Annotated in this window: 16 protein-coding genes; 7 read left to right on the top strand and 9 right to left on the bottom strand. The window is 68.4% G+C overall.

Annotation, left to right across the window (positions count from 1 at the left end):
* Positions 1-68: 68 nt before the first annotated feature.
* The 5 genes from HEB94_RS31585 to HEB94_RS31565 form a co-directional block, all read right to left on the bottom strand.
* Positions 69-941 (bottom strand): universal stress protein, encoded by an 873-nt coding sequence (locus HEB94_RS31585; RefSeq protein ID WP_192753252.1) that lies wholly within the window; start codon positions 939-941, stop codon positions 69-71.
* A 17-nt stretch (positions 942-958) separates the two neighbouring features.
* Positions 959-1969: an Acg family FMN-binding oxidoreductase gene (locus HEB94_RS31580; RefSeq protein ID WP_192753251.1), complete on the bottom strand. Its 1011-nt coding sequence runs from the start codon at positions 1967-1969 to the stop codon at positions 959-961.
* Between the two features lie 164 nt (positions 1970-2133).
* Positions 2134-2643 carry a hemerythrin domain-containing protein gene (locus HEB94_RS31575; protein WP_273378495.1) on the bottom strand — a complete coding sequence of 170 codons (510 nt, stop codon included), beginning with the start codon at positions 2641-2643 and terminating at the stop codon, positions 2134-2136.
* Between the two features lie 607 nt (positions 2644-3250).
* Positions 3251-3916: a response regulator gene (locus HEB94_RS31570; RefSeq protein ID WP_192753249.1), complete on the bottom strand. Its 666-nt coding sequence runs from the start codon at positions 3914-3916 to the stop codon at positions 3251-3253.
* On the bottom strand, positions 3913-4830 hold the full coding sequence (locus tag HEB94_RS31565; protein WP_192753248.1) for a hypothetical protein: 918 nt from the start codon (positions 4828-4830) through the stop codon (positions 3913-3915). The genes HEB94_RS31570 and HEB94_RS31565 overlap by 4 nt, the downstream gene beginning before the upstream one ends.
* Before the next feature lie 283 nt (positions 4831-5113).
* Between HEB94_RS31565 and HEB94_RS31560 the strand changes: the two genes are divergently transcribed.
* Positions 5114-5536: a pyridoxamine 5'-phosphate oxidase family protein gene (locus tag HEB94_RS31560; RefSeq protein WP_192753247.1), complete on the top strand. Its 423-nt coding sequence runs from the start codon at positions 5114-5116 to the stop codon at positions 5534-5536.
* Positions 5537-5680: 144 nt separating this feature from the next.
* On the opposite strand, the gene HEB94_RS31555 is transcribed toward HEB94_RS31560, so the two are convergent.
* Positions 5681-6340: a hypothetical protein gene (locus tag HEB94_RS31555; RefSeq protein ID WP_192753246.1), complete on the bottom strand. Its 660-nt coding sequence runs from the start codon at positions 6338-6340 to the stop codon at positions 5681-5683.
* Between the two features lie 441 nt (positions 6341-6781).
* On the opposite strand from HEB94_RS31555, the gene HEB94_RS31550 reads away from it, so the two are divergent.
* Positions 6782-8548, top strand: a complete 1767-nt coding sequence (locus HEB94_RS31550) for a sensor histidine kinase (RefSeq protein ID WP_192753245.1) — start codon at positions 6782-6784, stop codon at positions 8546-8548.
* 48 nt (positions 8549-8596) lie between these two features.
* On the opposite strand, the gene HEB94_RS31545 is transcribed toward HEB94_RS31550, so the two are convergent.
* Positions 8597-9082 carry a universal stress protein gene (locus HEB94_RS31545; RefSeq protein WP_192753244.1) on the bottom strand — a complete coding sequence of 162 codons (486 nt, stop codon included), beginning with the start codon at positions 9080-9082 and terminating at the stop codon, positions 8597-8599.
* A gap of 289 nt (positions 9083-9371) precedes the next feature.
* Positions 9372-10241 (bottom strand): NmrA family NAD(P)-binding protein, encoded by an 870-nt coding sequence (locus tag HEB94_RS31540; protein ID WP_192753243.1) that lies wholly within the window; start codon positions 10239-10241, stop codon positions 9372-9374.
* A 582-nt stretch (positions 10242-10823) separates the two neighbouring features.
* Here HEB94_RS31540 and HEB94_RS31535 point away from each other — a divergent pair.
* The 5 genes from HEB94_RS31535 (at position 10824) to HEB94_RS31515 (ending at position 16646) form a co-directional block, all read left to right on the top strand.
* Complete coding sequence (locus tag HEB94_RS31535) at positions 10824-12452, top strand: ABC transporter substrate-binding protein (protein WP_192753242.1); 1629 nt, start codon at positions 10824-10826, stop codon at positions 12450-12452.
* Between the two features lie 64 nt (positions 12453-12516).
* Complete coding sequence (locus HEB94_RS31530) at positions 12517-13587, top strand: ABC transporter ATP-binding protein (protein ID WP_337918076.1); 1071 nt, start codon at positions 12517-12519, stop codon at positions 13585-13587.
* Between the two features lie 7 nt (positions 13588-13594).
* Entirely contained in the window at positions 13595-14731 is a 1137-nt protein-coding gene (locus HEB94_RS31525; RefSeq protein ID WP_425550413.1) for an ABC transporter ATP-binding protein, read from the top strand.
* Positions 14728-15684 carry an ABC transporter permease subunit gene (locus HEB94_RS31520; protein ID WP_192753240.1) on the top strand — a complete coding sequence of 319 codons (957 nt, stop codon included), beginning with the start codon at positions 14728-14730 and terminating at the stop codon, positions 15682-15684. The genes HEB94_RS31525 and HEB94_RS31520 overlap by 4 nt, the downstream gene beginning before the upstream one ends.
* A 2-nt stretch (positions 15685-15686) precedes the next feature.
* Positions 15687-16646, top strand: a complete 960-nt coding sequence (locus tag HEB94_RS31515; protein ID WP_192753239.1) for an ABC transporter permease — start codon at positions 15687-15689, stop codon at positions 16644-16646.
* 43 nt (positions 16647-16689) lie between these two features.
* Here the strand turns inward: HEB94_RS31515 and HEB94_RS31510 are convergent, their stop codons facing one another.
* Complete coding sequence (locus tag HEB94_RS31510; protein WP_192753238.1) at positions 16690-17730, bottom strand: hypothetical protein; 1041 nt, start codon at positions 17728-17730, stop codon at positions 16690-16692.
* Between the last annotated feature and the right edge of the window lie 127 nt (positions 17731-17857).

Here is a 17857-nt window from a genome sequence, read left to right as displayed (position 1 = left end):
CCACCATCGGTGCGTCGCAACACTTCGCGGTCCACGCTTTCCCCCCGTCAGCGTGCCGGCGGAACGCGTCAGGCGCGCCCCGCCTCGGCCACATCGCGCAGTAGGACGACCGGGCAGGCCGCCTGGTTGAGCACCTCGTGTCCGACCGGGCCGAGCCGGCTGAGCCGCCACCCCGCGGTCCATCCACGCCCGGGCCCGAGCACCACCATCCCCGCGGTCACCGACTCCTTGACCAGGACCTCGCCCGGATCACCGTCGACGACCTCGACGCTGGCCGGAACCGACGGATACGCCTCCTGGTACGGCGTCACCGCCGCCCGCATCTCGGCGTCCTGCCGTTCGACAGTCCGGGCCAGGTCCATCGGAGCGTGGGAGGGCAGGCAGTGCACGAAGCGCAGCGGAACCCGCCTCGCCTGTGCCTCGGAGAACGCGAAGTCCATGGTCACGCTCGAGGGTCCCCCGAGGTCGTTCACGCCGACCACGAGCGGGGCGTCCACCGCGGTGTACGACGCATGTGCCGGCACCGCCACCACCGGGCTGGACGCCGTGTGCGCGAGCCCGGCCGTGACCGATCCGAGTACCGCCTCCGCGACCCGTCCCTGCGTGTGCCGGCCGTGTCCGACCACCGTCAGCCCCGCGTCCAGAGCGAGATCTCCCAGCACCGCCACCGCGGTGCCGCACCGGGCGAACATCGCGACCTCGAGTTCGGGATGGTCCGTGGCGAGCCACGCCGCGGTCCGCTCGAGTCCACGTACCGCCTTCTGTGCCGGGCCGGTCCGGTTGGACCCACCGAGGTAGGCGTGCGCCAACCACAGTGGAACGCCGCGCAGCAGCGCTTCCTGCGCGGCCCAACGCACCGGGAACTCCGGTTCCTGGGCACGCGCGCCTGACCTACCCGAGACGCCCACGACGAGTGGAGCCCCGGTGGGGAGATCGTGCATCTGCCAGACCTTCCTGATCACTTCACCTGATCCGCGGGACGCCGCGGTTTCGGTATCGACTCGCTGCGGGGGTATCCCAGCCGCAGCACCATCTGGGGATGGTCGAGTCCCAGTGCCGCACTCCGCAGATGGCCGCGGTCGGCAAGTCGTTCGATGGGCGCGTCGAGGAAGGACGCCGCGACGCCGTGCAACCCCGCGGTGAGGAGGACGTGTTCCAGGGCCATGCCTGCTCGTACCCAGTCCTTCTGGGCGTCACCCGGAGTGGACAGCACGGCCAGCGTCGGTCGATGGTCAAACATCGTGTGGTCACGTGCCGCCAGGTGGCGCGGCGGCTCCAGGTCCTGGATCGGTGCCTGTCGCTCGGCCGACCGTGGTGTCGGAACTCCCGAGCCGCCCGTGCTGGCAGCGCGCGGGTCGCCGATCCACGGACTCCCCTCCATGGCCTGCCGGGTCTCCTCCATGGCCTGCCCCTCGACCCCCAGGCCGGCCTCCTCCGCTGCCAGGCCGGCATCCTCGTCGTGTCGCGACACGATCCGCCGGACGCGGTCGATCTCGGTCGAGGTGAGCACCCGGAAGTAGGCCCCCTCTGCCTCCGCCGACTCCTCCAGACGCGTGATCAGCGAGAACGGCAGCCGCCAGTCGCGGAACGGACCACGGTTGGTCTGCGGCTCCGCGATCACGTCGTACTGTGCCAGGTCCTCCGACGCGATCGGCCGGCGGACGCCGATGTGGATCACCGCGGCGAGGTAGGTCGCCAACGGCCGCGGTTGGGCCTGCACCCACGCCTCGTGCCCGAAGTACCGAATCGCCAGGACGGCGTTGTACGTCGCGGCCCCACAGGAGATCGCCATGAACCGTCCGCTCGGGTCCGCGCTCGCCAACTGACGTGACGGGTCCGCCCAGATCTCCAGCCGGTCGTCGCCGAAGACGAAGCGCCATGGCTGGGTGTTCAGGACCGACGGCGCACGAACCGCGGCGTCCACCACCAGACGCTCCTCGTGCTCGGTCAGGACGTGGCGCCGAGACATGATTCGAGGGTCGTGGGACGAGCGCTCAGACCCCAGAGTCCTCGGCACTCGCGCCCGGGGTCCAAAGGCCCTGACGGCTCCGAAGCCGCTCCGGGCCCCCGGTCGTGCCGCCGTCGGCGACTCCGCTCCAGGACTTGTCCGCGTCCCCGTCCGTGCCCGGCCGCTCATGCCTGCTGGAAATCGTGCGACGTGGTGTTGGTGCGTGCGACGGCGCGCAGCGCGTCCTCCAACTCCTCGGCCTCGTGCGGGTCGAGGTCGGACTCCAACAGCGGAAGGATCACTTCGTCCTCGACCGTGAAGTACAGGCGCGCGATGGCGTGCACTCCCGCCAGCGTCCGCCGCACCGCACGCCAGCCGGCTTCCTCACCGAGCGGAAGGGAACGCCGCCCTTCGTCGAGTTCCGCCGCAAGTCGGGAAATCTCAACCTGGTGTGCCCGAAGGACGTCGACCGGAGTGGCCGTGTCGGCCGCCACCGCCAATGCCGGATAGAGGATCTCTTCTTCGACGGACACAAACGGCATCAGATCGTGCACAAGGAAACTGACGTGGCCGGTGACCCGGTCCCACAACTCCAGCATGGTGCTGTCGTCCATTCCATCGGCAGTCCCCCGAAGGGTCTCCAAATCTGCACCCAGCTCCATGTGCCGACTGCGCAACCAAGTCAACTCAGCCATACTTCCTCCCAGCAACCATCAGTTAGATCACTCTCAGGATCCGTTGTGCCAAGGTCATCGCGCTGTGGGCGATGGTCCCGGGCGGGCGGGCGATGGTCCCCTCCAAAGTGACGATGGTCCCGAGCTACCCACGTTTCTCGGCGCAGGGTGCTGCACCGCTCACCGACCGCGATAGTTCGGGATAGCTGCAATGGCGCAAGACCCGGTGACGGGTACGCCGTACCGGCAGATTCGACCCGGACAAGGGTTTCGCGCCATCTGTGAGCAGGTTCGCGATCCTGAGGCTTATCGGTGCGTATGGAGGCATCCGCGGTTCATGATCATGAAGGTCGCTCCGCCGTGGTACTCCGCCCGCGGAATCCCTGCGCCTCTCCTGGTGCCGGGACTCCCGGCGCACCCAGAAGTCCCTGGTGGCCCGCCCGAGGCCCCCAGGGACGCCGGAGCGGCGCGCTGCTCGGACGTCTCCGGCCGCCTCGGCCGTGAGGGGCCTTCGCGGTGGCGGCAGGCCTTGATGATCGCGGGAAACACGACGGCGGCACCGCCCAGAATGGGAGATGCCGCCGTAGGAGAAGACTCCTGAGACGTGCGCCCGGGACGCGATCCGGGCCTACTGCTGCGGTCCGAGCGCGCGTTCCTTACGACTGCGCTCGACAGCGAAGACCGCCGCCTCCGTACGCCGCTCCATGCCGAGCTTGCGCAACATTCCCGAGACGTAGTTCTTCACGGTCTTCTCGGCGAGGAACATTGTCTGGGCGATCTGCCGGTTGGTCATCCCGGCGGCGATGAGATCCAGGATTCGGCGTTCCTGGTCGGTCAGCGCGGCGTAGCGGGGGTCCTCCTGGTCGGGCCCTCTGCGCAACCGCTCCAGGACCGCGGCCGTCAGCGCCGGGTCGACCATGGACTCGCCGGTGGACAGCCGGCGCACGGCGCCCACAAGGTCGTTTCCGCTCACCTGCTTGAGCAGATAGCCCGCCGCACCGGCCATGATCGCGTCGAACAACGCCTCGTCATCGGAGAACGACGTCAACATCAGGCAGGCCGGCGGGGGGTCCATGGACGATCGGATGTCCCGGCAGACCGTGACACCGTCCCCGTCGGGGAGCCGTACGTCCAGAACCGCGACGTCGGGTCGTAGCGCCGGTACTCGGGCGCGTGCCTGTGAGGCCGTGGACGCCTCGCCCACGACCTCGATGTCGTCTTCTTCCTCCAGCAGTTGACGCAACCCCAGCCGGACCACCTCGTGGTCGTCCAACAGGAAGACCTTGATGGTCATCCGGCTCCCCTCACCGTCGCGTGTGCGGTCATCAGTACTCTCCCCCCGCGCTTGTCCGGTCCGGCGTCGTGCTGTCGGGCGATCCGGGGTCCGGCCGCCAGGGACCTTTCGGTCACCGGCACGACCGCCACCGGCGTACCCAGGCTACGCAGCAGATCCGATCCGAGCACCATTCGCAGGCTCGCCACGGACGGCGGCTGCAGGAGGTTCTCGGCGGTCTCGGCCGGAGCCGAGACCGGCATCGGCCGGGCTGCTACGGCTCCGCCACCGGCAGGCCTACCCACGACGAGCAGATCAGCATCATGTGCGGCCGAGGACAACGACTCATATGCGCTGGAATCAGGGACTCTGAACGCAGACATGGGGACTTCGCGGACCTGGCTCCCCCACACGGCCGCCTCCGCGAGGGCGAACCGGCGTACGTCCTCGTGCGAGTGGCCCCCCTCGGCTGCGACGACAACGCGGCCCGCGGCCCCCCGCCGCGGACCGCGCCGACGCCGGCGCGCGAGGCGCGCCAACCCACCCCTGCGTGAGGGCACTGCCACCACTGGGCAGGGGCCGAACCCCCCAGCCCAGTGGTCGAACGACGCGACCAACTCGGCCGCCCGTCGACCGCCCGACCGAACGCCGACCACCAGGAACTCCGGGTCCAGCACCGCACCCACCAGAACCTCCGGAACCTGTCCCTCCCCCACCCAGGGCACCGCACGCACCCCGGGCGCTTCGGTCTGCGCCAGCCGGACACACTCCCTGGCCATCCGCCAGGCGCGGTTACGAGCCGCGCACTGGAGCTCGTTGTCGGCACGTGCGTCCGTCGCCTGATAGGCGTGACACACGACAAGCGGGAGTTGACGCGCCCGTGCCGCGCGCGCCGCCCAGCCCACCGCACCGCGGGCCGAGGATCCCTCGCTCACTCCGACAACGATCCCGCCTATCGGCGGAAGCCCATATCCGGTCATCAGCACCCTTCTGGCCCCCGCACGGCCTGCGGTGACCCAGCGGCCAGACTTCCGTGCGACAGAAACCGTTGACAGGGCACAAGGTCCCGTTTCGACGGGCCATTGTGCGCCGATGGTGCGCTACGGCTCCCACCACCCCGGTGGGGGACCTTTGCCTCTGCGCCGTGTCCCGGCGGAGGCGGCAACGTGGAAAGTCACCGGGGCCATTCCGTGTCGTCCCGGTCCCAGTGGGGAGCAGATGTTCGACAGTAAAGGCCTGGAGGTTCTCTCGTCCGCCGAATGCCTTCGGCTTCTTGCCGAAGCGCCGATCGGACGGATCGTCTTCACCGAACAGGCCCTACCGGCGGTCCAACCTGTCCACTATGCCTTGGATGGCGACTCGGTCGTCATCCGTACGACGGTGGGCTCGAAACTCGCGGCCGCGGCTCGTAACGCGATCGTCGCCTTCGAGGTCGACAAGATCGACTCGACGTACCGCGAGGGTTGGAGTGTGACCGTGGTGGGGCACGCCGAGATGGTGACCGAAGGCAAGGAGATCGAGCGGCTCTCGAGGCTTCCCTTGCACTCCTGGGCACCGACTGAACCGACCCACTTCGTCCGGATCCGGATGGAGATGGTGCACGGCCGCCGACTTGTCCCATCCACGCCGGCCCCGTCCTGACCGACTCCCAGGTGGCTCCCAGGTGACCGCAAGGGAGCCTTGACGGTGGGCGTCGTACGTGGCGCAGGACGTTCGTCCACGGCAGGTTCTCCAGGCCAGGTCGTCCACGTCACGGCGTCCAAACCCACGTTGGACGAGATCAGATCACCGCAGCCAGCGGTGGCGGCGCACCAGCGGGAGCGCGGCCCAGCGGCGCCCGAAGCCCCAGGTGTCACCGGCGCGACTCGCGGCCAGGACGAGCAGGACCACCGCCACCAGAGCGCGAACGCCGGTGTCGAGCGAACCCACGTGGGACGCCCAGGTCACGAAGAACAGGACGACTCCGATGGCGGCCGCGGCTCGCAACAGGACGCCGAACAGGAGGACGACCGCGACGACGCCGAGGCCGGTCAGCCCGGCCAGCGCTGCCGGATCGAGCACCCCGTGGGCGAGCGACCCGTCATGATTCGTCCCCACTCCGGCCGGGTATCGCCAGCCGAGGGCATCAGCGCAGATTGCCCCGACCAGAAGGAAAGCTGTCGCGAGTCGGAGTACGGCAGGCCAGTGCACGGCCCTGGAGTCCGACCGCTGGACGGGATCCGTGCCGATGACACGACCGAGGTCGACCTGACCGGGCGAGGGGCCGGCGGCCACGGTTGGCCGACGTTGGTGGGGAAGGACCGAAGGAGTGCTCGTGCCGCGCTGCGTGGGAAACGTCGGTCGGGCCGGCGAGGGTATGCCCGCTTCGTCCGGCGCACAGTCCCTGGTGCGCTGGTGCGGAATGAACGGCGTGCGCCGCCCGCCAGGCCCTCCGGGATCAGACATCGGCCCTCCTTGGACTGACTGTGTACGCGCCAACTCTGCGGAGGTCGCGCGACCGGCGCCGCTGCCAGAGGTCACCACGCCGGCGCCGTTGGTCATCCCACGTTCGGGCCAGGGCCGATCAGCACCTCCCTGCGCCGAGCGATCCGCGGGTAACCTGGGGGCCTAGGACACTTTGAAACGAGCATTTCCTGCAGTCTTGGACTCTTCGGCACGAAGATGCGACGAATTGAATTGGCAATTTTGCTCCTGAATTGAGCCCAATGTGAGATCAAGTACCGGCTTAATGCACATCATTCTGAAGGCGCGCTAACCGATCATTCATCTGGCCCGACAACCCTTCCGGCACACAGATCCGCTCATAGCTGTATGCCTTACTAATGAGCGCCGTGATCTCGAGGCGTGGTCTAGCCTGAGGGTTGGTTTCACCAGTAGGGAGGCTCCATGGACGCGGACGTGACGCCCGGTCCTGAGCGACCCCGGGAAGCCCAGACCGCACAGGACCTGCTGTTGCCGGATCTCAGCCGCCTTCGTCTGGAGACCCTGCTCCGCGAACTCGTCGACCGCGCCGACCAACTCGTCGAGAACGAACGCCGCGTCCATCGCCTTCTGGACGCTGTTGTCTCGGTCGCGAGCAACCTGGCCCTGCCGGAGGTTCTGGAGCGTATCGTCCGATCCGCGTGTGATCTGGTCAGCGCCCGTTACGGAGCGCTGGGGGTCATCGGCCCCGACCGCACTCTGACGGAGTTCACCTACACGGGCTTCACCCAGGAGACGCGGCAGAACATCGGCCATCTCCCGACCGGCAAGGGCATCCTCGGTCTGCTCATCAACGAGCCCCGCCCGATCCGGCTGCACGACCTCTCCCAGCACCCGAACTCCTCAGGCTTTCCCTCCGACCACCCGCCGATGGGTTCGTTCCTCGGCGTACCGGTGATGGTCCGGGGCGAGGCCTTCGGCAACCTGTACTTGACGGAGAAGCAGGGTGGCGGCGACTTCACCGACGAGGACGAGGAGGTCGTGGTCGCACTGGCCGCGGCCGCCGGTATCGCGATCGAGAACGCCAGCCTCTACGACATGTCCCGCCGCCGGGAGAGCTGGCTCATCGCGTCCACGGAGATCACGGCCCACCTGCTCAGCGGCGCCTCCCTTGGCGAGACCCTCGACCTGATCGTCGAACGCGCCCGTGCTGTCGCCAGCGCCGAGCTCTCGATGCTCGCACTCGTGGACGAGGAGGGCGGCGACCTTGTCCTCGAGGCGGCCGCCGGGCCGCACGCCGAGCGGTTGCGCAACGAACGTGTCTCCACGGCCGGTACGCCGATCGGTGACGTCCTGCTCACCAGCCGGCCCTACGTCTACGACGGTGACGCGGCGGCGCTTGGCTGGGACGACGACAGTGGCCGGGCCTCGCAGCTGAAGGGCGGCTCGATGCTCTTCGTTCCGCTCGCCTCCGGCCCGCACATGCTCGGTGTCCTCATCGTCACGCGACCGGACGGGCAGGCGGGGTTCGACTCGACCGACATGCACATGGTGACGACGTTCGCCGGACACGCCGCGCTGGCACTGGAGTTCGCCCGCGCCCAGGAGGACCGGGGCCGGTTGGCTGTCTTCGAGGACCGCGACCGGATCGCCCGCGACCTGCACGACCACGTGATCCAGCGGCTGTTCGCCGTCGGTCTGGGTCTGCAGGGCATCTCCCGGCAGGTCGTCCGGGTCGACCTGGCCGACCGGGTGAGTGGGTACGTGCGCGATCTCGACACCACGATCCAGGAGATCCGGCGAACGATCTTCTCGCTGCAGGAACGCGCCGGCGATCATCGCAGCCTGCGCGGCCAGGTGCTGGAGATCGCCCAGGACGCCGCGTCCTCACTGGGGTTCGAGCCGCGCGTCGCCCTCGAGGGACCGCTCGACTCCGCGGTGCCCGACGGGCTGCGCCCGGAGATCCTCGCCACGCTGCGCGAGGCGTTGGCGAACGTCGTACGCCACGCGCACGCCAGTCACGCCGACGTTCTCATCCAGGCCGACGTGGCGCACCGGATGTTCCAGCTGCACGTCACGGACAACGGCGTCGGCATCCCGGACGACCCGCCCCGTCGCAGCGGCCTCACCAACATGGCCGAACGTGCCCGCCGGTTCGGTGGCGCCCTCACCGTCGAGCCCGGGGCACAGGGTGGCACGGTTCTCATCTGGCAGGTCCCGCTCAAGCCCTGAGGACGCGCGGTCGCTCGTGCCGGACCAGACGTCGGTATATCGGTGGGATCAGAGTTCCGAACGCCCACCGGGCGGCGGGATGATCACGACGGGGCAGGACGCCGCTCGCGCGCACCGCTGCGCGACGTCCCCGAGAAGCAGGCCCCGGTGCCGGCCGGTCCCCTCGGCACCGATCACCAGCAGGTCGGCGTCCCTGGACGCCTTGACCAGGACCTCCTCCGGGAGGCCCTCCTCGACCTTGCCCTCCGCGTCGACCGAGCCGTCGCGCAGTGCGTTCACCTGCTGCCAGAGGTCTCCCACGGTGTCACCCACCGCGAGGGCACGGTAGCGCCGGGACTCCACGGTCATCACCGAACCGATGACCGGCTCCCGGACGTGGACGAGGACGAGCTTGGCGCGACGCCGCTCGCTTTCCTCCACGGCCCACCGGATCGCCGCCTCCGAGGAGGCCGACCCGTCCACCCCGACCACCACGACAGGGCGTGCCGCCGAGGAGTCGTCCGCCGACCCGACGGTCATCGTGGCCTCACTCATGCCCGGTCCTCCCCCGTCACAGTTCCCGCGCACGGCTACCACTCTGCTAGCCGCCCCACCCAGGTCCCAGAGCCCAAGTACCCGGCGGGCGCGGCCGATGGTCGCCCCGGCGATGGGGCTGGCCCGCGCTCGGCCGGACCCCGCGGACGGGCGTGTCCGCCACTCGCCTCTCCACGCCGGTTTCCGTCCCTCGCATCCACAGCCCACTTGACCGGACGGGCCTGGCAGGCGCGACCGGTCGGCGCGGCCGTTTCGACTCACACCCCGGCGCGACCCGAGTTCTGTCGACTCATACGAGGTGCTGGTAGGTCTGCGGACAGCGACCGAGGTAGTCGCGGAAGTCCATCGGCGGATGGCCGGTGAGCACCCGCACCGTGTCGGTGACCTCGGCGAGTTCGCCGGTCGCGATCGCCTGGAACGACGTCACCCAGCCGGCGACCTCCCAGTCGTGCGCGTCGTAGGTCGAACGGGACAGGTACGCCTCCTCCAGCGTCTCCGGGTGGTACTGGATCGGCCGGCCCGTGACCTCGCTGAGGTGCTTGGCGATCTGGGCGAAGGTGAGCGCCTCCGGACCCGTCAGCTCGTAGCTCTCGGCCTGGTGCGCCTCGTCGAGCAGGACCGACGTCACCGCGTCGGCCACGTCGTCGTGCGCGACCGCGGCCACCGCGCCCGTCCCGGCCGGAGCACGCAGGCAACCGTCCTTGCCCACGAAGCCCGGCAGCATGGCCTGGTACATGTTGTCGCGGACGAAGGTGAACCGCACTCCCCTCGCCCGGATGTACTCCTCGGTGTGCCAGTGGTCACGGGCGAAGGTGAACGTCGCCTTCGGGCCGGCGCCGACGAAAGAGAGGTAGACGATCCGTTCCACGCCGGCCGCGACGGCCGCGTCGACGGCGTTGGCGTGCTGGCGGACCCGGTCCGAGGCCTCCCGGCCGGAGACCAGGAAGAGGGTGTCCACTCCGTCAAGCGCGCGTTGCATGGCGTGGCGGTCGGCGTAGGACGCACCCGCGACCTCGGCGCCGGGGAGTCGGGGCGCCCGTTCGGGCCGTGGGGCCACGATCCGCTGGACGACGCCACGTCCGGCCAGCCGGTGCGCCACCTGTCCGCCGACCTTTCCGCTGCCACCGGTGACAGCGACGGTGATGCTGGAGTCAGCCATGTCGAGCCATCCCCGCCCTGCGGCCCCCTCGTTCGCCGCCTTCCACTCCACCCTACGCAGTCGGATCGTGACTCCCCAGTGTGCATACGCGACCGCGCGGGGCGACTACTGGAGATCAAGTTCCAGAACAGCCCCTCGCATTGATCATTGCCCACGTGATGATCGTCACGGAAAACGCTCGCAATTGGATGGATTGAATGCCAGAGATGTCGGAATCTGACCGCTGGTGAGGCCTGTGCCACTCTTCGCATCGAACGTTGCGCCGCCGGATTTCTCGCAGAGCACAACAGGCCTTACGGTGTTCCCCAAGTTCCGTTAGCTCGACATTGTTCTGGCCGCCCGCACCACCCCCGCTGGCGGCGCATGGCAATGCCCTCAAGGAGGTGACTAGGCCGGATGTTCTCTTCACGGAGCGGCCAACGTCGTTACCGGCATTGGGCGGCCGTGAGTAGTTTGTGCGTCCTCGGTCTGATTGCTGCCGCGTGCAGCGGGACCGTGCCTTCTGCTCCGACGTCCACTTCGGCGGGAAAGCCCGTCAAGGGCGGCACCCTTAACATGCTGGGCTCGGGTGACGTGGATTACATGGATCCCAACCTCAGCTACTACTCGGTCGGTTACCTCGGTCTGCGCATGTGGAGCCGCCAGCTCTTCACCTACCCGGCGGTGGCGGACAAGGCTACGACCTCTGTCCCTGACCTCGCCGAGGAGATTCCCACCCAGGCAAACGGCGGCATCAGCGCGGATGGCAAGACCTACACCATCACGATCCGCCAGGGCGCCAAGTGGAACACCTCGCCGGCCCGGCAGGTGACCGCGGCCGACCTCGTGACCGGTGTCAAGCGCACCTGCAACCCCGTGCAGCCGTTCGGTGGCACACCGGACTTCGCCGACCTGATCGTCGGCTACCAGTCCTTCTGCTCCGGGTTCGCGAAGGTGCCGCAGGACGCCAAGGCGATCGCCGCCTACATCAACAGCCACAAGCTCACCGGTGTGGAGGCCAAGGACGAGCGTACTGTCGTCTTCAAGCTGACCCACCCGGCGACCTACTTCGTCGACATGCTGACCCTGCCGGCCTTCTCGCCGGCGCCCAAGGAGTTCCTGAACTACCTTCCGGGCAGCCTCGACCTGGCCAAGAACACCCTGTCCGACGGGCCGTACCAGATCAAGACGTACTCCCCGACGAAGCAGATCGTCCTCGAGCGCAACCCGGCCTGGGCGGCGTCCACGGACCCGGTTCGTAAGGCCTACGTCGACAAGGTCATCGTCAACGAGACGGTCAGCCAGGAGTCGGTCCAGCAGCAGTTGGAGACGGGCACGCCCTCCGCGGACCTCGAGTGGGACGCCTACCCGCCGCCCTCTCGCCTTCCCGCGCTGATCGCGAAGAAGGACCCGAACCTCAACCTTGGCATCACCGGCTCGTCGAACCCGTACGTCGTGTTCAACACCGTGTCGCCGAACAACAAGAGCGCGCTGACCAAGCCCGTCGTCCGGCAGGCCCTGGCCTACGCGCTCAACCGGACGAACCTCGTCCAGGCGCTCGGTGGACCGAAGGTCAGCCCGCCGTTGACGCACGTCCTGCCGCCCGACACCCTCGGCAGCAAGAACTTCGACCTGTACCCGCACAACGTCGCGAAGGCGAAGCAACTCCTCGCCAGCGCGGGGTACCCGAACGGGCTCACGCTGAAGTTCCTGTACCGCAACGCCTCCGAGGGAAACCGCAAGTCGTTCGCCACCGTGCAGCAGGACCTCAAGGCGGCCGGTATCACCGTCCAGGGCGTCCCGGTGCCCAACGCGGACTTCTACACGAAGTACATGCAGGTGCCAAGCGTCGCCAAGCGCGGGGTCTGGGACGTGTCCCTGGCCGGGTGGAGCTCGGACTGGTACGGCAACGCCGCCCTGTCCTACTTCGCCCCGCTGTTCTCCGGGCCGCCGTCCTACCCGCCGTCGGGAAGCAACTTCGGGTTCTACAACAGCCCCGTGGTGAACAGCCTGGTCAAGCGGGCTTCGTCGGCCAGCTCGGAGGCTGAGTCCCTGAACCTGTGGGGACAGGCGGACCGGCAGGTCATGAAGGACGCCCCGTTCTTCCCGATCACCAACCCGCTGCAGCCCAACTACCACGCATCGCAGGTGAAGAACGCCGTTTACATCCCCAACTACCAAGGCTTCGACCCGACGAACGTCTGGTTGGAGCAGGGTAAGCAAGGCGGCTGAGCCGCGCGGAGAGGGGCGTCCGGCCGACCGGTCGGGCGCCCCTCTCGGCCGGATGGAGAAAGCTGTGGTTGACAACATCGCCAGTACCGGACCGGACACCCCGGCCGCCGGAGCCGGCGCTTCTCCCCTCCTTTCCGTGCAGGATCTGCGGGTGTCGTTCCGGACCCCCGACGGCGTGGTGCAGGCCGTGCGCGGCGTCTCCTTCGACGTCGAACGCGGCAAGACGCTCGCGATCGTCGGCGAGTCGGGTTCAGGCAAGAGTGTCTCGACGCAGACGGTCGTGGGCCTGACCCGTGGTGCCAAGGTCAGCGGCAAGGCGCTCTTCGAGGGCCGCGACCTGCTCACGGCGAGCAAGGAGGAGCTTCGCCGGATCCGGGGAGCGAAGATCGGCATGATCTTCCAGGACTCCCAGTCAAGCCTGCATCCCTACTACCGCGTGGGCTGGCAGATCAGCGAGATGATCCGCGCCCACAACCGCAAGGTCTCCAAGGCGGAGGCCCGGGAACGCTCGATCGAGCTGCTGCGCCGGGTGGGCATCCCCAAGCCGGACCGCCGGGTCGACGACTTCCCTCACCAGTTTTCCGGCGGGATGCGCCAGCGCGCGATGATCGCGATGGCGATGGCGCTCGACCCCGTCCTCCTCGTCGCCGACGAACCCACCACCGCCCTCGACGTGACCGTCCAGGCGCAGGTCCTGGAAGTGATGGCGGACCTTCAGGCGGAGTTCGGCACGGCCCTCGTCCTCATCACCCACGACCTCGGCGTCGTCGCCGACGTCGCTGACGAGGTCGTCGTGATGTACGCCGGGACGGTGTTGGAGCGCGCACCCAGGCGCGAGCTCTTCTACCACCACCATCACCCCTACACCGAGGGCCTGCTCGGCTCCCTGCCGGTGGAGACCGACATGCGGCGTCGCCTCCGTCCCATCGCCGGCAGCCCTCCGAGTCTGATCCGGCCGCCGGCCGGATGTCCGTTCCACCCCCGTTGTCCCTACGCCTTCGACCGGTGCCGGACGGAGACCCCGCCACCGCGCCAGGTCGACGCGAACGAGAACCACCAGAGCGCGTGCTGGCTTCCGCTGGACGCGGCTGGTCGCGACGAGGCGCGGGCGAATATCGGTACGAGCACCAGGTGAGGCATCGGTGAGCAGCGACACATCGAGCAGCACGCCCGCGCACCCTGACCCACGAGGTCGGTCCGACGGCGACGTGCTCATGGAGGTGGAGGACCTCCGTAAGTGGTTCCCCGTCGCCTCTGGCGGCTTCCTCCGACGCAAGCACGAGCACGTCCAGGCCGTCGACGGCGTGAGCCTGCAGGTCCGCCGGGGCGAAACCCTCGGCCTCGTGGGCGAGACCGGGTGTGGCAAGTCCACGCTCGCCCGGTGCATGATCCGCCTGCACGATGCCACCTCCGGCCGGGTGACGTTCGAGGGCCAGGACATCACCGCGATGTCCCGGCGAGAGCTTCGCCCGTTGCGGCGTGAGATCCAGATGATCTTCCAGGACCCGTACGGCTCCCTCAACCCGAGGCGCCGGATCGGTTCGATCATCGGTGACCCGTTCGCCATCCACGGCGTGAGCAGCGGTACCGAGCGCAAGCGCAAGGTCCAGGAGCTCATGGAGCTCGTCGGGCTCAACCCCGAGCACTACAACAGGTTCCCGGCGGAGTTCTCCGGCGGTCAGCGGCAGCGGATCGGAGTCGCCCGCGCGCTCGCCATGCGGCCCAAGCTCATCATCTGCGACGAGCCGGTCTCTGCTCTGGACGTGTCGATCCAGGCGCAGATCATCAACCTGCTGGCCGATCTGCAGAAGGAGTTCAACCTCACCTACGTCTTCATCGCCCACGACCTGTCGGTGGTCCGGCACGTCAGCGACCGGGTGGCGGTGATGTACCTCGGCAAGGTGGCCGAGATAGCGGACGTCGACGACCTGCACGAACGGCCTCGCCACCCCTACACCAACGCGTTGCTGTCCGCCGTCCCGGTCGCCGACCCGGACGTGTCGGACCAGCGGGAGCGGATCATCCTGCGCGGTGACGTTCCGTCGCCGCTCAACCCGCCGTCGGGCTGCCGTTTCCACCCCCGCTGCCCCAAGGCCGCGGACCAGTGCGTCGTCGAGGAGCCGCTGCTGATCAGTCGCAGTGGCGACGCCGCGACCCACCTGGCCGCGTGTCACCTGCCGGTGCAGCCCGGTGAGAACCTCGCGGAGGCTCGGCCGACCCTCGCCGCCGAGTACACCGAGTTCGCCGCCCAGGACCTCGGGAACGGAGAGCAGTCGTGAGCACCACAGAGGGTGCCCCCGTCGACCTCGAGGACGGGGAAGCCGGCGGCTCCATCGAGGGCCGCAGCCCGTGGCGGCTCGCCTGGGAGCGGCTGCGCCGCGACCGGGTGGCGATCGTGTCGTTCGTGATCATCGTGATCATCGTCCTGGTCGCGATCCTCGCGCCGCTCGTCGCGTCGATCACCGGTCACGGCGTCGACACGCAGTACCGCGCCAACGGCCTGACCCCGGACGGTCTGCCCAAGCCGCCGAGTGGGGAGTTCCTCTTCGGCACCGACGATCTCGGCCGGGACATCCTGGTCCGGATCGCCTACGGCGCGAGGATCTCGTTGCTGGTCGGCGTCGTCGCCACCCTGATCACCGTCGGGATCGGCGTGATCGTCGGACTGGCCGCGGGCTACTTCGGTGGTGTCGTCGACACCATCCTCGCCCGGTTGGTCGACGTCGTGCTGTCCTTCCCGTTCCTGCTGTTCGCCATCGCCCTGGTCTCCATCACCGGGCCGAGTCTGAAGGTCGCGATCATCGCGATCAGTGCGTTCAGTTGGGCCTCGGTCGCGCGCATCGTCCGCGGGCAGGTGCTCTCGTTACGGGAGCGGGAGTTCGTCCAGGCGGCCAGATCACTTGGTGCCAGCGACAGCCGGATCATGTTCGTGGACGTGCTTCCCAACGTCCTCGCGCCCGTGATCGTCTACACCACCTTGCTGATCCCCACCGTGATCGTGGTGGAGGCGACGCTCTCCTTCCTCGGCCTCGGCGTTCCGCCACCCACCCCGACCTGGGGCGGCATGCTCAACGAAGCGATCAGCTACTACCAGGTCGCGTGGTGGTTCATCGTGTTCCCGGGCGCCGCCTTGGTCATCACGACTCTGGCGTTCAACCTGCTCGGTGACGGCGTACGCGATGCCTTCGACCCGGGATCGGACCGCCTCATCAACGCGGGAAAGGGTGACTGACGATGGCCCGTTTCCTGGTCAAGCGGATCCTGCACGGCCTGCTGGTGCTGATCCTGATCACGATGATGGTCTTCGGAATCTTCTTCGTGGCGCCGAACAACGTCGCCCGCACTCTCGCCGGGCGGCAGGCGACCCCACAGACCATCGCGCTCATCCAGGAGCGCCTCGGTCTCGACCAGCCGGTGTGGAAGCAGTACCTCAACTTCTTGTGGAAGGCCCTGCACGGCAACCTCGGCTACGACTACTACCACCAGCTGCCGGTGACCTCGGTCATCGCCGGCGCGCTGCCCGCGACCGTGTCGCTGGCAGCGGGTGCCGCCGTGATCTGGATGCTGCTGGGTGTCTTCAACGGCATCGTCTCGGCGGTGCGCCCGCGTTCGGTCGCCGACCGCGGCCTCACCGGCTTCGCGTTGTTCTTCTACTCGATGCCGACGTTCCTGCTCGGCCTGTTGCTGCTGTTCTTCCTGTACTTCCAACTCACTCTCGCCGGCTTCCCGATATTCCCCGCCGGCGGATACACACCGCTCCTGGCCAATCCGCTGGACTGGGCCCGACACCTGGTGCTCCCCTGGTTCACCCTGGCGCTCGTGCTGGCGGCCACCTACACCCGACTGACGCGTGGCTCGATGCTGGACGTCCTGGGTGAGGACTACATCCGTACGGCCCGGTCCAAGGGCATCTCCGAACGCCGGGTGATCTACCGACACGGTCTGCGCAGCGCGCTCACGCCGGTCGTCACGCAGTTCGGTATCGACCTCGGACAGCTCGTCGGCGGTGTCGTGGTCACCGAGGCGGTGTTCAGCATCGACGGGCTCGGCAAGACCGCGGTGGACTCGATCAACCAGCAGAACCTGCCGGTCATCATCGGGATCGTCATCTTCGCCTCGGCGGCGGTGATCATCGCCAACATCCTGGTCGACCTCGCCTACGCCGTGCTGGATCCGCGGGTTCGCCTGAACTGAGACGGGGCATCGCCCTCCTGCGCTGCCCCGGTCCCGGCCCGGGTCAGCGCAGGAGGGCGATGCCGATGGAGTACCTCGGCCCGTCGATCGTGACCGGATTTCCCGCCAGGTGGGTCACCGTGGCGTCCACCCGCAGCGAACGGCCGCACGAGGGGCTCTGGTTCAGTGGAACGTCCAGCAGGTTGAGGGTCACCTTGATGTGGTGCAGGTCGTTGGTGATGGCCTGCCGGCCGGTGATCGTCCGGGTGGGCGCGCATCCCTGCCCGCCGCTGTCGACCGGCGTCGCGCGGACCGCCACCTCCACGGTCGAGACCCCGCCCGGGAAGGCTCCGTACTCCCGAGTGAGCTGAACGTCGCCCAGCAGGTTCGCGAACCGTGCGCCCCGGGTCGGTACGGTCTGCTCGAGTACGGTCACCGAAGGCCGGGCGACGGAGCAGCGCGGAATCTGTGGAATCGGCACCGCGCCCACGCAGGTGTCGATGTCCTCGAACCACTGCGTCGAGATGGGTGTCACCGGTGTCGCGGACAGGATCGTCGTCCGCGCGTCGATCGTGAACTCCGCGACGGTCGGATCGACGACCGTGGTCGAGACCCCGTGCATCGTGCAGGTGTAGCTCGTGGTGTTGGGCGCCCTGAACAACCACCGCAGGCGTTCGGTGTTGACGCCGAACGTCTGGCCGAGGTGGTTCTGCACGGTCCAGATCGAACCGGCTCCCCCGCCTGGGCCGAGACAGATGACGCGGATCCCGAACATCGGCGTACGGACGATGTTGCTGCGCCCACTCATCTGGGCCCTGAGGTACATCACCTGCCCCTGCTGCATCGGCAGTGGTGGCAGCCGAAGCACCGGGCTCGTCGTCGAGGTGTTGGGAAGCACCTCGGTGATCAGGTCCTGTGTCGACACCGTCTCCCCCGCGATCGGATCCACCGGGACGGGAGGATCCTTGGGGTTCTCCGAAGCGCGTGGATCGTCGTGACCGCTGCGGTTCATCGAGGTGATCACGCTGCCCACACCCGCGATCACCAGTGCCGCCACCACCAGTGCGACGACCAGGACCAGACGTTGGCGAGGAATCGACGTCACGAGAACTCCTGACCCGAAGTGCGTGCTGTGCCCGCTTCGCCCTGCCCGCCCCCGCACATGTGTCGTTCCGCCCCTCCAGATCAGCACGCCACAAGGCATCCGGACAGCGAAGTGCCCCAGCCGGCGG

It is taken from the genome of Actinopolymorpha pittospori (genome assembly GCF_014873875.1).
GTDB lineage: Bacteria > Actinomycetota > Actinomycetes > Propionibacteriales > Actinopolymorphaceae > Actinopolymorpha > Actinopolymorpha pittospori.
Note: the sequence above shows the minus strand (reverse complement) of the source record. Positions and strands in the feature narration are given on the sequence as shown.

Excerpts from the sequence above, each read along its gene's own strand:
- HEB94_RS31585 (WP_192753252.1), bottom strand. The coding sequence starts at position 941 with ATGCACGATCTCCCCACCGGGGCTCCACTCGTCGTGGGCGTCTCGGGT.
- HEB94_RS31580 (WP_192753251.1), bottom strand. The coding sequence starts at position 1,969 with ATGTCTCGGCGCCACGTCCTGACCGAGCACGAGGAGCGTCTGGTGGTG.
- HEB94_RS31575 (WP_273378495.1), bottom strand. The coding sequence starts at position 2,643 with ATGGCTGAGTTGACTTGGTTGCGCAGTCGGCACATGGAGCTGGGTGCA.
- HEB94_RS31570 (WP_192753249.1), bottom strand. The coding sequence starts at position 3,916 with ATGACCATCAAGGTCTTCCTGTTGGACGACCACGAGGTGGTCCGGCTG.
- HEB94_RS31560 (WP_192753247.1), top strand. The coding sequence starts at position 5,114 with ATGTTCGACAGTAAAGGCCTGGAGGTTCTCTCGTCCGCCGAATGCCTT.
- HEB94_RS31555 (WP_192753246.1), bottom strand. The coding sequence starts at position 6,340 with ATGTCTGATCCCGGAGGGCCTGGCGGGCGGCGCACGCCGTTCATTCCG.
- HEB94_RS31550 (WP_192753245.1), top strand. The coding sequence starts at position 6,782 with ATGGACGCGGACGTGACGCCCGGTCCTGAGCGACCCCGGGAAGCCCAG.
- HEB94_RS31545 (WP_192753244.1), bottom strand. The coding sequence starts at position 9,082 with ATGAGTGAGGCCACGATGACCGTCGGGTCGGCGGACGACTCCTCGGCG.
- HEB94_RS31540 (WP_192753243.1), bottom strand. The coding sequence starts at position 10,241 with ATGGCTGACTCCAGCATCACCGTCGCTGTCACCGGTGGCAGCGGAAAG.
- HEB94_RS31535 (WP_192753242.1), top strand. The coding sequence starts at position 10,824 with ATGGATCCCAACCTCAGCTACTACTCGGTCGGTTACCTCGGTCTGCGC.
- HEB94_RS31515 (WP_192753239.1), top strand. The coding sequence starts at position 15,687 with ATGGCCCGTTTCCTGGTCAAGCGGATCCTGCACGGCCTGCTGGTGCTG.